The sequence below is a fragment of the Sedimentitalea todarodis genome (assembly GCF_032595355.1).
Lineage (GTDB): Bacteria > Pseudomonadota > Alphaproteobacteria > Rhodobacterales > Rhodobacteraceae > Sedimentitalea > Sedimentitalea todarodis.
On record NZ_JASMWN010000013.1, the window covers coordinates 43,909 to 57,625 of the forward strand.

At 58.4% G+C, this 13,717-nt stretch carries 11 protein-coding genes; 5 read left to right on the top strand and 6 right to left on the bottom strand.

The window, feature by feature from the left end; translation table 11 throughout:
* Window positions 1-6: 6 nt before the first annotated feature.
* The 3 genes from QO231_RS15660 to QO231_RS15670 all read right to left on the bottom strand — a co-directional run bounded on the left by QO231_RS15660 (window position 7) and on the right by QO231_RS15670 (window position 2,985).
* The gene (locus QO231_RS15660) at window positions 7-1,170 is read right to left on the bottom strand and encodes a M24 family metallopeptidase (RefSeq protein ID WP_316778353.1); all 1,164 of its coding nucleotides are present in this window, start codon (window positions 1,168-1,170) and stop codon (window positions 7-9) included.
* A complete protein-coding gene (locus QO231_RS15665; RefSeq protein ID WP_316778355.1) occupies window positions 1,167-2,321 on the bottom strand; it encodes an amidohydrolase in 1,155 nt (384 codons plus the stop codon). Before QO231_RS15665 ends, QO231_RS15660 begins: the two co-directional genes overlap by 4 nt.
* Before the next feature lie 199 nt (window positions 2,322-2,520).
* Entirely contained in the window at window positions 2,521-2,985 is a 465-nt protein-coding gene (locus QO231_RS15670; RefSeq protein ID WP_316778358.1) for an Lrp/AsnC family transcriptional regulator, read from the bottom strand.
* A 102-nt stretch (window positions 2,986-3,087) separates the two neighbouring features.
* Between QO231_RS15670 and QO231_RS15675 the strand changes: the two genes are divergently transcribed.
* From QO231_RS15675 to QO231_RS15690, 4 genes are all read left to right on the top strand, one after another.
* Window positions 3,088-4,161, top strand: a complete 1,074-nt coding sequence (locus QO231_RS15675) for a pyridoxal-phosphate dependent enzyme (RefSeq protein WP_316778361.1) — start codon at window positions 3,088-3,090, stop codon at window positions 4,159-4,161.
* A gap of 20 nt (window positions 4,162-4,181) precedes the next feature.
* Complete coding sequence (locus tag QO231_RS15680) at window positions 4,182-5,231, top strand: TRAP transporter substrate-binding protein (protein WP_316778363.1); 1,050 nt, start codon at window positions 4,182-4,184, stop codon at window positions 5,229-5,231.
* A 96-nt stretch (window positions 5,232-5,327) separates the two neighbouring features.
* Window positions 5,328-5,864, top strand: coding sequence for a TRAP transporter small permease (locus QO231_RS15685; protein ID WP_316778365.1), 537 nt, complete (start codon window positions 5,328-5,330; stop codon window positions 5,862-5,864).
* A 61-nt stretch (window positions 5,865-5,925) separates the two neighbouring features.
* Complete coding sequence (locus QO231_RS15690; protein WP_316778615.1) at window positions 5,926-7,209, top strand: TRAP transporter large permease; 1,284 nt, start codon at window positions 5,926-5,928, stop codon at window positions 7,207-7,209.
* Between the two features lie 395 nt (window positions 7,210-7,604).
* Here QO231_RS15690 and QO231_RS15695 read toward each other — a convergent pair whose 3' ends face one another.
* From QO231_RS15695 to QO231_RS15705, 3 genes are all read right to left on the bottom strand, one after another.
* Window positions 7,605-7,901 (bottom strand): hypothetical protein, encoded by a 297-nt coding sequence (locus QO231_RS15695; RefSeq protein ID WP_316778368.1) that lies wholly within the window; start codon window positions 7,899-7,901, stop codon window positions 7,605-7,607.
* 63 nt (window positions 7,902-7,964) lie between these two features.
* A complete protein-coding gene (locus QO231_RS15700) occupies window positions 7,965-9,806 on the bottom strand; it encodes a Na/Pi cotransporter family protein (RefSeq protein WP_316778371.1) in 1,842 nt (613 codons plus the stop codon).
* A 7-nt stretch (window positions 9,807-9,813) separates the two neighbouring features.
* Entirely contained in the window at window positions 9,814-11,385 is a 1,572-nt protein-coding gene (locus QO231_RS15705; RefSeq protein ID WP_316778374.1) for an inorganic phosphate transporter, read from the bottom strand.
* Between the two features lie 583 nt (window positions 11,386-11,968).
* Between QO231_RS15705 and QO231_RS15710 the strand changes: the two genes are divergently transcribed.
* Window positions 11,969-13,603 (top strand): MFS transporter, encoded by a 1,635-nt coding sequence (locus tag QO231_RS15710; RefSeq protein ID WP_316778376.1) that lies wholly within the window; start codon window positions 11,969-11,971, stop codon window positions 13,601-13,603.
* Window positions 13,604-13,717: the final 114 nt, after the last annotated feature.

Genomic DNA, 13,717 nt, shown 5'->3' on the forward strand with positions numbered 1-13,717 from the left:
TATACCTCAGATGATCGGAAGGTCCGGCGCGGCGCGCTCGGTCAACAGGTGGGCTCCGTCCGCACGTACCACGATGTCTTCCTCGTGGACCATGATCCGGCCATCGCCATAGCCCAGCGACGGTTCGAGCGTGAGAACCATGTTTTCGGTTATCTCTGTCGTGTCCCAGGCCGCATGCGATGGCCATTCGGTCAGCTGCATCCCGAGCCCGTGCCCGAGGCGGCCAACATCACCGCCCTGATCGTCCATCTCGGCGATCACCCCTTGCATCGCAAGGAACAGATCCCGGCATGTTGCCCCCGGACGCGCTGCTGCAATTCCGGCTTCGGTGGCGCGCCAGAGAACATCATAGGCACGTCGCGAGGCATCGTCCGCCGATCCGATGGCAAAGTTCCGATCGAAGTCGCAGAAGTACCCATCCCAGTTGGCGCCGGTGTCAAGCATCAGTATATCGCCCCGAGCCAGCGGGCGGCGCGACGGCGGAGAGATGACGTCGCTATAGCCGCCTGTATTGGCACCGCCTACCAGATAGGGAACGTCGTCGGCCCCCTGGGCAAGACCTTCACGACGAAAGGCCCGGAACAGATCTTCGAGAGGCTGGCCTTCGTGGGCGATGTCGGGAACCCGCGCGAAAGTGCGCGATCCGATGGCACAGATATGCGCGATCTTTTCGATCTCAGCCTCGGATTTCACCATCCGCAGCCCGCGTACGAGGCTGGTGGCATCGGCTATGACCAGCGCGCCAAGCCCGGCCATAAGCCGCTCGTAATCGCCAAGCGGCATCCTCAGATGCGTCTCATGACCCTTCATCAGGCCGATGGTATCGCCGCGTTGCGCATAGGGCGACAGGAAGTCTGTCAGGAGGCTGATCCCGTCATCCTCTGGCGCGGGCGCGCTCCATGTCCGGATGTCATCAATCCAGGTGTGCCGCATGAGGTCGGCACCGATCTCGGGAATGATTGCAATGGGCTTGCCCGTTGCCGGAACAAACAGAAACCAGGGGCGGGTGGGACTTTGCCAGAACAGTGTGTGAAATCCGCTGAAATAGCGGACCTCCGGTTCGGTGGTCAGCAGCAGGCCGGCCATTCCGGCCTTGGCCATTCTTTCCTGCGCCCGTGCCGTGCGGCTGACGAATTCTTCTTCCCTGAAACCTCGATCTGGGGCAGTCATGATAGATTGTCCTTTCGCAGGGGCAGCCGGTCTTCGACCAGCTTGGCCCAGAAGTCTGCGCCAATTGGCAGCAGCGCATCGTTGAAGTCATAGTCTGAGGCATGGAGAGGTCGCGCGTGCGTCCCGGTTTCTCCGTTGCCGAGCAGAAGGAAGCACCCCGGCACGGCGGCCGAAAACTGCGCGAAATCCTCTGAAAAACTCATCGGGGTACGGTTTCGGACAAGGTCGCAACCCGTTGCCTCTGCCGCTCGGTAGACTGCCTCGACCGGTGTCTCGGCGTTGATGGTCTCGACAAACTGGGTATCAAACGCGACAGAGGCCTCGATCCCGTGCGCGGCTGCGACGCCCTCGGCGATCTGGCGCATGAACCGTTCGATGGCGATGCGGTCCTCGGGGGTACGGGCGCGAAAATCGCCTTTGAGCGTGGCATTTCCCGGCAGAACGTTGCGCTGACCGTCAGTCAGGAATTCGGTGACCGAAACGACCGCGCCGGATGCGGGTGCGAGTTTACGCGCAACCACCGACTGCAGGGCGAGCACAAGTTCGGCACCAACGGTGATGGCATCAACACCCGTCTGCGGCATCGAGGCATGACCGCCGCGACCTATCACGGCGATCTCAAACAACGTCTCGCTGTTGCAGATGATGCCCGCGCGTGTCGAGATCTGGCCGGTAGGGGCACCGGGCAGGTTGTGGATGGCATAGATTTCTTCGACCGGAAACTGCTCGAGAAAGCCTTCATCGATCATCGCGCGCGCGCCAAGGCCGTGTTCTTCGTTCGGCTGAAACAGAAAGACAACCGTGCCGTCAAAGGACGGGTTTTCCGCCAGACGTTCGGCAGCCCCCAGAAGCATCGTGGTGTGCCCGTCATGACCGCAGGCATGCATGACACCCGGTGATGCAGAGACATAGCCGTGAGTCGAAGTCTCGCTGATCGGAAGCGCGTCCATGTCGGCACGCAGGCCGATGGCCTTGTTCCCCGTACCGGCCCGAAGCACGCCGACAACGCCAACGCCCTCATGCACGTCAATGCCAAGTGACCGCAGGCGCTCGGCTACGACCGCCTTGGTCCGTGTCTCCTGAAAGCCCGGTTCGGGGTGCCGGTGAAGGTCCTGCCGGAGCTGTGTCAAACGAGACTCGAAATCGCTCATGGTGCAACCATCCTTTGATTTAGTCCGGTATACACAGCCGCGATGCGCAATAGGCATCGAGTTTCAGCCTCTTTGGGATAAAAAATTGCACAAACCGGGGCCGCTCAGATTTTTTCTGATAATTCGGTCCCATTGGCCTGACCCGACTCGGATGCGATCGGCCTTTTGCAACTACCGCCCCCTGCATTTCGGTTGCAGTTCAGATCGGCAGGTTCAACCCAACCTTGGTGCGCTCCATCGTCACCGATGTGCGGAATCGCCGGACGTTCGAATTTTCAAAGAACAGCCGGTGGGTCAAAGCCTCGAAGTCCTGCATGTCCTGTGCCGTGCAGATCAAGATGAAATCCGCGTCGCCGGTTACATAATAGCATTGCTGGACCTGCGGCTCGGCCTTTGCTCGCTTTCGGAACAAATCAAGCTGATGCAGCGATTCCCGGTCTAGTTCGACAAGTACGATAAATGTCGTCTTGTATCCGAATCGAGCCGGATCAAGCACCGCTACTTCTTTCAGAATCAAATTGGACTCTCGCAACCGCTTCAGCCGCCGTTGAACCGAGGGCACCGAAAGGCTGCATTCCTGCGCGAGATACTCAAGGCCGACTCGGCAATCCGCCTGCAGCGTTCTCAGAATGGTCAGGTCTGCTTCATCCAACTCAGTGCTCATGAACAATTTCCGCGCTCTGAAGGGCCGATGTGAAATTTATTCTCGAGGTTAGGGGCAAGAACGAAAAAAGGAAATAGTCGGCTGATGCTAAGATCTGGGATCATGACAAAATCGGATACACTCGCCATGCCAGCCATCGACACACTCAGTTTTCATCCAAACTTCACCCGCGCCCTGGAGTTCTTTCAGACACAGGAGCTATACACCGTGTCGCCCATGCACGAAATCGCAGGGCCGGACGGTCTGACCGTCTACGCCAAGGACGAGACGCAGCGCATGGGCCTTGGCGCCTTCAAGGCGCTCGGGGCGCCCTATGCGGTTGCGCAGATCCTGGCTCACGGCTGGCTTGAGAAAACCGGCGAGACCCTGACGCCCGAACGCATGACCGATGCGGACGTTCGCGAATTTGCCGCGACCCATACCTTTGTCTGCGCCAGTGCCGGCAATCATGGCATGGGCGTTGCGGCGGGCGCGCGCGCGATGGGTGCCAAGGCGCGCATCTATCTGGCCGAGACCGTGCCGGCCGGCTTTGCGGGTCGTCTCGAGGCGTTGGGTGCCGAAGTTGTGCGGTCGGGAGAGGTCTATGAAGACAGCGTCGCCGAAGCGATCGCCGATGCAGAGCGTACGGGGGACACACTTCTCGCTGACGGAACATGGGAAGGCTACACCGAAATTCCGAAATGGGTGATGGAGGGGTACTGCGTCATCGCAGAGGAGTTGCGCGTCGCCTTTGAGGCGTCGGGCCGCTGGCCCACGCATGTCTATCTGCAGGCAGGGGTCGGAGGTCTGGCCGCAGCGATGGCGCATATGATCCGGTTGAACTGGGCCGAACAGCCCGAACTCATCATCGCCGAACCCGAAGCCGCCGCCTGCCTCAAGGCGAGCCACCTCGCCGGCGAACCGACCCGCGGTGCCGGACCTGAATCCAACATGGGCCGCCTTGACTGCAAGGACCCCTCGATCGTTGCCTGGAGCGTGCTTGAGCGCTGCGACGTGAGCTACGAAACCCTGACTGAAGAAGAAGGTCAGGCCGCCGCCGATGCCCTCGCCGCAATCGGTGTCGCTACGACCCCGTCGGGCGCTGCCGGATATGGCGCGCTCTGCAAACGACCTGTCGAACAGCCAAACGGCAAGGAAATTCGCCCCCTTGTCATCATTTCAGAAGGCCCCGCGTGAGCGGGCCAGAAAGGACCAACATGAAAAATACCATCAGCAAGCTGATCTTTCCGGCGCTGCTTGCCGCCGGTCTTTCCACGGCGGCAATTGCCGACACCTGGAAGTTCGCCTCGGAAGAGGACAAAGGCGACGTGCAGGACATTTTTGCACAGGCCTTTGCCGACAGCATCAAGACGCAATCCGACGGCGATATCAAGGTGCGCATCTACTACTACGGGCAATTGGGCACCGAGAATGACATCGTCGAATTGACCTCGAAAGGGACTGTCCAGTTCCTGTCGGTCGGCACCGGTCATCTGGGCTCTTACGTGCCCGAAGCGCAGGTTCTCGATCTCCCCTATGTTCTGGGTGGCGATGTTGACGTTATCCGCAAGGTGCTGACCACCAGCCCGACCATCTACGGAGATCTGAGCGCGAAGTTCGAGAAAGTGAACCTCAAGCTTCTGACCATGATCTCGGAAGGCGAAATGGCCTGGGGCGCCAACAAGGCGATCCGTAGCCCGGCCGATTTCGAAGGTCAGAAGATCCGCACTTTCACCTCGACCATCCCGGTCGAGACTTTCAAGGCCTTCGGCGCCAACCCGACGCCGCTGTCCTGGGGTGAAGTTTACGGCGCGCTGCAGCTCAAGACCGTCGACGGAATGGTGAACCCGGTCTATTTCATCTACAATGCCAAGTGGCACGAAGTTCAGGACTTCCTGATCTTCCCGGGCCAGCAGCCCTATGTCGGCACTGTTTCAACCAACCTCGAATGGTTCAATGGCCTGCCCGCCGAGCAACAGGAAATGGTCACGAAGGCCATCGCTGACGCCGAACAAGCGGCCCATGACTACCAGATCAAGATCAATGCGGAGAATATGGAAAAGATCAAAGCCGAGCGCCCAGATCTGCAGGTTATCGTATTGACCGAAGAAGAGCGTGCCGTCTTTGAAGAGAAGAGCGCCACCCTGCACGAAACCTTCTACACCGTGGTCGAAAACGCCTACGACGAGGCTGAGAAACCTGCGGCGCGCGAAGGCGCGGCCAAGATTCTCGAAGGTCTCCTTCAGGAGGTGAAGGGCGCCTCGTAAGCCAATCTTGGATTGCAGTAAGGTGTGGTTTCCAAACGGGAGATCACACCTTTCGATTGAGGGCACGCCTTAGATGTGTGTCCAGGGAGGAGAGACATGAACACCCTGTTGCTGGCCTTGAGCAAAGGCACCGAATACATCGAGAAATTCATTATCATCACTGCAATCTTGCTGATGATGGTGAATTCGACCGCCAACGCCATTGGCCGCTACGCCTTTGGCAAGAGCCTGTACTTTTCCGAGGAACTCAACCAGTTCCTGATCGTAAGCGTAACCTTTGTCGGCTTCGCCTATGCGGTCCGCAAAGGCCGGAACATCCGCATGACGGCGCTATACGACGCTCTGAGCAATCGGTCAAAGAAAGCGATCCTGACACTGATCTCGTTAACAACTGGTCTGCTTCTGTTGTTCCTGGCTTATCAATCGGTGTTCTACGTCCTGGAGATCAAGTCGTTGAACCGTCTGAGCCCGGCTCTGCAATTCCCGGTCTACATCATCTACGCGGTGATCCCGATCGGACTCTTCATGGCAAGCATTCAGTACCTGATCGCTTTCGTAATGAACATCACCCACGCTGGCGCCTGGCATTCCTACGAGGTCGAGGACAGTGAAGCCGAGGACATTGGAGTCTGACATGTCGGGTATTCTTGAATTTCTTGGCGATATCGTAGCCGGTGAGCTGGATATCTACGTCATCACCTTCACCCTCGTCGCAACGATGGTGATCCTGCTCTTTCTCAGCTTCCCGATGGTCGTCCCTCTGGCCGTGGCTGCGCTGATCGGACTTGTTCATTTTTCGCAGAGCGATACCGGTGTCATCATTCAGCAGATGGTAACAGGCATTTCACCGAACGCGTTGATCGCCGTGCCGATGTTCATTCTGGCGGCCGATATCATGGCGCGTGGGCATACCGCCAACAACCTGCTAGGCCTGATCGAAGCCTACTTCGGACACCGCCGGGCCGGCCTGCCGATCACCGCCTGTATCAGCTGCACGCTCTTTGGGTCCGTCTCGGGCTCAACCCAGGCAACCGTGGTATCCATCGGTCAGATCATGCGGCCTAAGCTGCTGAAGGCGGGCTACAAGGACAGCTTTGTCATGGCGCTCATCATCAACGCCAGTGATATCGCCTTCCTCATTCCGCCGAGCATCGGGATGATCCTTTACGGAACGCTTGCCAACACCAGTGTCGGCGAACTGTTTATCGCAGGGATCGGCCCTGGCATCCTGCTTGCAGTGTTCTTCTCGGTATACTGCTATTTCTACAGCGTCCTGCAGGGTGATCAGATCGTCTCTGTCCCGAAGAAGACCGGCGCCGAACGGCGCGCGGCTTTCCGCAAGGCGATCCTGCCGCTGGGCTTCCCGGTCCTTATCGTGGGCGGAATCTATTCCGGTGCGGTAACCCCGACCGAGGCCGCCGCATTCTCGGTCCTCTATGCGCTGATCGTCGAATGCGTGGTCTACCGCGAACTGAAACTCACCGACGTTCTGGACTCGGCACTCAGCACGGGTCTCATCACGGCCGTCGTGTTTATCCTTGTCGGCATTGGTCAGGCGTTTTCGTGGTATATCTCGTTTGAGCAGATACCGCAGGGGCTTCTGGAACCTCTCAACCTCGAAGGAGCGTCGGACGAGTATATTCTTTTCGTCATCGCCCTTTGTTTTTTCGTGGGTTGCATGTTCGTGGATTCGCTCGTGGTGCTTGTCATCCTGACGCCGATCTTCGTTCCGATCGTCGACGCCTCAGGTATCGATCCAGTTCTCGTAGGGGTCATGGTCACGCTGCAAATGGCCATCGGGTCGGCGACACCGCCCTTTGGATGTGACATCTTCACGGCAATCGCGATCTTCAACAAACCGTATCTGGAGGTGATCAGAGGGACGCTCCCGTTCTTCCTGATCCTCGCCATGATGACGGCGCTGCTGATCTTCTTCCCAAGCATCGCGCTGTTCCTCAGGGACCTCGCGGCGTTCTGACAATGCGAAAGGCGGATGGCGGGTCACCGATCCTCGCCATCCGCAACGACTTGCCGGTGCCGGGACAGACAGCACTAAAAACTCTGCACTGTTAAATGTCGCTCAGCACTGACAGCAACTAGAATCACCTTATCAGTTTTGCATTCACGAGCGGCCCGGTTCCGCGGCCTGCGCGGGGTCACCAATGGTCTTTTGCCAAGTGTCTGAAATTCACCGTTTCACGCCGCTTCACACCTTCTCAGGCCGACCGTTTCCTCTACTTCCGTGTCTGTAGCACTGCGCTGCTCCCGATTGTCGAGCTGCCGGAAAGTCAGTAAATCCGACTCAGATTGTTCAGATTCCGCTGCATTGCGACATGCCGCTAGGTCACAGGCGGGGTGCCCGAAAGAGAACGATCAAGTGTCGGGCGTCTTGGTGTCCACCCCGGCGGCGGGCTTGGCTGTGCTGTCGATTTCCTTGAGCAGCAGTTGCGCGCGCCTGATTTGCTCGTTGGCGATCAGAACCTTGCGTTCCAGCCGCGCCTTCTTTGACTCCTTGGTGGCTTCCTTGATCTCGAGCTGAAGCCGTTCGGCCTTCGCCCGCAGCTTGGCGATTACCTTTTCCACATGGTCAGGCTTGATTTTTCCGGCTTTGCCCCGCTTCAGCCGCGTGAAGTAGTCGTCGAGCTTGGCAGCATATTTCTTTAACCCCATCTTGTTGTCTCCTGCGTTGAACCTGTCGGCGCAGCCGAGATCGCAACGGGCGATCCGACTGTCCTAACCATGGGTATTTTCGGACGTGGCATCGGCGTTCTCGACGACCACCTCACTGACTTCATCTTCATCAAGCGCCAGAATGCGTTCAACCTCGGCGACGGCGCTGTCGGATTCGATGTAGTAGGCGCGTGCAGCGGTGAGCAAATCGCGCATGGCTGTGTAAGCGTAACCGGAATCGTTGAGAAACGACGTTGCGGCATCCGCATCAAGGCTGCCCTTGCGGATCAACGCATCCACGACGCGAATACTGTTGCGCGCATCTTCCTCGACCTGCGCGGCTTCTCCGTCCAGCCACAGATTGCTGCGGTCTTCGGGCTCTGCGAGGTCGAGTTTGTAAATTTCAACGAGGATCCGTGCGATTTCGGTCCGCAGTGCGTTGTAGATTTCAGTAACCGCACCCTGATTGTGGGTGGTGTAGGTGGTGACATTGCGGCGCAGGTGCTTCACCGCCTTTACGGCGTGCACAACCTGGCCAGCCACATCGCGCATTGCATAGACACGGTCCAACACATCTGGCGGCATGTTTTTCTCCCCGGTGCGCGTCGTGAATTCCACGATTGCTGCATAGAGTGTCTTCACACGTGTCTCGTAGCGTTCGTCGATATCGAACTCGAAGGTTTTGCGACTGTTTCGCACGGTTGCGGCCACGTCGGTTGCCGCAAAAATCTCATGCCGGCTCAGATTTAGCCCATGCGCAATCAACTCCACCGAGTTGTCGTAGAGATGTTTGACCTCCTTGCGCATCGCCGCTTCGATGGTCGCGGGAAATTCGTCAACGGCCTCGGACAGATATTTCGGTCGGCTAAGGTCAGCCTGCGGTTCCTTGATGACGGTCTCGATAAACGCGATCAGCCGGGTCAGCAGCGGCAGCATGATCGCGACACCCATCACGTTGAAAATCGTGTGAAACAGCGCGACCTTGAGCGCAAAATCATCTTCGGCGATGCCGATCATGCCGCCGAGCACATCGACGAAACCCCGCAGCGGAACGATCAGGATCAGCGCGACTGCAGCCGTCGATACCTTGAAAACGACATCTGACAGCGCCAGTTGCTTGCCCAGATAGTTCGCGCTGAGAGAGCCCAGTATTGCGGTTATCGTTGTGCCGATATTGGCCCCTATCGCCAGAGCAAGCGCGTTTTCATAGCTGATCTGGCCTGCGGCGAGCGCCGTAATGATCAGCACCAATGTTGCGTGGCTGGATTGCATGATGACAGTCGCCAGCGCACCCACCAGCGTGTAGACCAGCAAGCCCGCTATGCCGGTCATCGCATACCGGTTCAGATCGAATGTATCCTTGAAAGTCTCGAAGCCGATCTTCATGTGGTGGATGCCAAGGAACAGGAAACCAAGCCCTGCCAGCACATAGCCGGTGCCGCGCAGGTATTTCGATCTTTGAAAGACCAGCACGACTCCGATCACCAGCAGCGGCATCGCATAGGCCGAGATATTGACCTTGAGGCCAAAACCGGCAATCAGCCATGCGCCGGTGGTGGTGCCGATATTGGCACCAAAGACGATTCCAATCCCTGCAACCAGGCTGATCAGACCGGCACTGAGAAACGAAATCGTGATCACCGAGATGAGCGAACTGGATTGCACGATTGTCGTCGTGACCAGCCCGAAGGCCATTGATCTGGGCATTGACCTTGTCGCCTGCTCCAATATGCGCTCCAGAATTCCGCCGCTGAATTGCCGGAAACCATCCTCCAGCATCAGCATGCCGAACAGAAAGATCGCAACGCCCGCCGCGATTTCCTGAAATTCCGAACTGGCCCAGAAGCCCGCGATCAACATGCCGATCGTGACCGGCAAAAGCACCTTACGTAGCTGATATTTCATTTGCACGTCACGGCAACATCATCCCCCGCAAGACAAAGTAGAAAAGCGCTGCGAGAAAGGCGGACACCGGCAACGTGATGATCCATGCCGAGACGATCTTGAGCAGCGACGCGCGGCTGACCAACTGCCTTTTCAAAGCCTTTTGCAGCTCTTTGCGTTGGGCGGCGGTGATCACCGCTGTGGCTCCCATCTTTTTCAATTCGGCCAGGATACGTTGCTTCTCTTCCACCGGCGCGTTCTGAAAGTCGCGCAGGACGGCCTCGGTCTGGATGAAATCCGGCTCGCCCTGATGTCCGGCCAAAACGCCCTCAACCACGCGCCCGATACGCTGGTCCAGAAACTCCCGCAGAAATCCCACCCCAAACACTGCGCCAAGCGCCACATGTGTCGAACTGATCGGCATTCCGAGTTGGCTCGCGACGATCACTGTGATCGCTGCGGACAGCGCGATGCAAAAGGCCCGCGATCTGTCGAGCTCGGTGATTTCGGACCCGACGGTCCGGATCAGCTTTGGCCCGAACAGCGCCAATCCCACCGATATACCCAACGCGCCAATTGCCATCACCCAGAGCGGGATGGATACAGCCGCACCGCCCGCCCCGGCGGACAGAACGTCGACGACACCGGCCAGCGGACCGACAGCGTTGGCAACGTCGTTTGCGCCATGTGCAAAGCTCAGCAGCGCGGCGGAAAAGATCAGCGGTACAGTAAAGAGCCTGTTTACCCCATCCCGGTCCGCGCTGAGCTGTGGCGCCTTTCGTCGGATCATCGGTCGCAAGACAAGCAGTGTGATGAGTGCCGCAATCAGCCCTAGAACCATCGCCCAAGGAAACGATACCACGACGATATGCTTGATGCCTTTGAGGGCAAGATAGGTGGTAAAGGCCCAGGCCATGATCGCGATCATGACCGGCACGACTTTTGCGGCCTCCGCGATAGGATCGCGTCTGAAGAAGATCAGCTTTTTCAGAGCATAGAGAAACCCGGCGGCGAATATCCCCCCGACAACCGGCGAGATCACCCAGCTCATTGCAATGTTCGCGACCGAGCCCCAGTTGACGATTTCCCATCCGGCAGCTGCAATTCCGGCACCCATCACTCCGCCGACGATCGAATGGGTCGTAGAAACTGGCGCACCAAGCCAGGTCGCGGCATTCAGCCAGATCGCAGCCCCCAGAAGCGCGCCCATCATCGCCCAGACATATTCATCACTGCTGCCCAGGTCGACAGGGTCAATGATGCCATTCTTGACGGTTTTCACAACCTCGCCGCCGGCGACCAATGCTCCTGCAGCCTCGAATATCGCAGCGATAACAATTGCACCGGTAAGTGTCAGCGCAAAGGAGCCGACCGCAGGCCCAACGTTGTTGGCGACGTCATTGGCGCCGATGTTCATCGCCATGTAGGCGCCAATGACCGCGGCCGCAATCAGCAGATATGACTGCTCCACTTGGGCAAACTTCGACCCGGTGAACAAAATCACGCCGACGACGAAAATGATCGCCGTTCCCAGTCGCCCAACCTCGGATCGGCTGATACGCGTAGCGTTTTCGATCTTCAGATAATCCTTGATCTTCATCCAATGCTCCCTGACCCGCAACCCAGATCAGGCTATTGGGTGAAACGTACTCCCAAACTCAGCGCGCGCGCTTGGATTCATCTCCCTGCTCGCCACGGATCGCGGAAAGGCATGCGCCGTTAAGAAGTCCCGTTGGAAGTGTAGTAGGATCTTCCCAGCGTTGCCTTGTGCCAGATCAATTTGGGCGGATCGCATGATCGAGGCGCGCCGACTGCGCAGATCCGCCGAAAGGCGGCGACCAGCCCGGCGTCATGCTTGAATTGGAGGAAGAAACACGCGGGAATGCTGCCGACGGTTACGAGACCGCTGCCGTAATGGTTCCTCCAAATATTCTACGATGATTTGGACCTCGCGTAACGAGTTATTGATTTCGCCGGTAAGAACTTGTCTGGGATCCGCCCAAACCGCCTTGATCAAGTTACTGACAGCTTTCGGCTCACGCGTGATGTCGCCTCAGAGAGATGGCTCTTCTTGAGCAATCGAACTAAGTGTGTGGAAGACCAACAATTCGATCGTTGCTTATCAACACGGATCGGTGATCCGATTGAGGGTGAAACAGGCGCAACACGCAGGACCGACGAGATTGGCAAAAGCTGCACCAACTTTAACACTGTTCCGCAATCCGACGTTCCGGACCTTGTGGGTTGCTGCGCTTGCTTCGAATTTCGGGGGGCTGGTGCAGGCGGTCGGGGCGGCCTGGATGATGACCAGCCTGACCTCTTCGCAAAGCATGGTGGCGCTGGTACAGTCCTCTGTCACCCTGCCTATCATGGTTCTGTCTCTGCTGGCCGGGGTTTTTGCCGACAACTTTGATCGCCGACGGGTGATGCTGGTTGCGCAGAGCTTCATGTTGGCTGTTTCGGTGCTGCTGGCCATCATGGCGTTCGAGGAACTGCTGACTCCAGCGCTGCTCTTGACTTTCACGTTCCTGATCGGTTGCGGCACCGCGTTGCACAACCCGTCGTGGCAGGCCTCGATGGGGGATATCGTGGCCCGCGATCAGCTTTCGTCGGCGGTGTCCCTGAACAGCATGGGCTTCAACCTGATGCGGTGCATCGGGCCGGCGGCGGGTGGCTTGATCGTCGCGACTGCCGGCGCTGCGGTCGCCTTTGCGGTCAATGCCTTCAGCTATGTCGCGATCATCTCGGCGCTGTGGTCCTGGCGTCCGGCCTATCCCGAACGCCGCCTGCCACGCGAACCGTTGGGCGGCGCGTTTTCCGCCGGGCTGCGCTATGCGGCAATGTCGCCAAATCTGATGAAGGTGATCTTTAGGGCCTTTCTGTTCGGGTTGTCGGCGGTGGCGGTGCTGGCCTTGCTGCCGCTGGTGGTCCGCAACATTCTGGGGGGCAGCGCGGTCGTTTATGGTATCCTGCTTGGCTGCTTCGGCATTGGCGCGGTGGTCGGCGCGCTGCTCAACGCAAGGCTGCGGACCCGCTTTCGCAGCGAGGTGATCACGCGCGGGGCTTTCGTGGCATTTGCCGGCAGCAACGTGACCTTGGGTCTAAGCACCCACTATCTGCCAAGCGCCGTTGCCTTGCTGCTGGCCGGCGCGAGCTGGGTGATCGCCTTGTCGCTGTTCAACACTACCGTACAGCTTTCGACTCCCCGATGGGTGCTTGGGCGGGCCCTCGCGTTGTATCAGACCGGCGTTTTTGGTGGCATGGCGGGCGGCAGTTGGGCCTGGGGCGTGATGGCAGAAGGCTACGGCGTGAGCACTGCGATGCTGGCTTCGGCGGTGGTTCTGGTTCTGGGGGCCGTGGTCGGAGGTCTTGTGCCGCTGCCAAATCTCGAGAACCTTGACCTGGATCCTTTGAACGCGTTTCAGGAACCTCCGCTGCGGCTTGATCTGCGGCAGCGCAGCGGGCCAATCATGATCCTGATCGACTATGAAATCGCGCAAGATGACGTTCCGGCGTTCCTCGAAGCCATGCACGCAAGGCGGCGCATACGAATTCGGGACGGCGCGCAACACTGGACCTTGCTGCGGGATCTCGAGAACCCGGATATCTGGACCGAAACCTACCATGTCCCGACCTGGGTGGAGTATGTGCGCCATCACGAGCGCCGCACTAAGGCCGACGCCGATTCCTACGCACGGCTGGTCCGGCTGCATCGTGGCGAGAAGCTCCCGAAGGTGCACCGGATGATCGAACGCCAAGCGGTGCCACTCAAAGATGACATGCCATTGAAATCCGGTTTCGGATCACAGAAGCAATAGCAACGGACAGTATCTTCTCATGAATTGCCATGGGTATTGGAAAGTCAGAGTAGATCGAGGATAGAACAGAGAAACTGGTGTCTGTTATCTTCAAGAGCCGAAAGCATTGGCGTG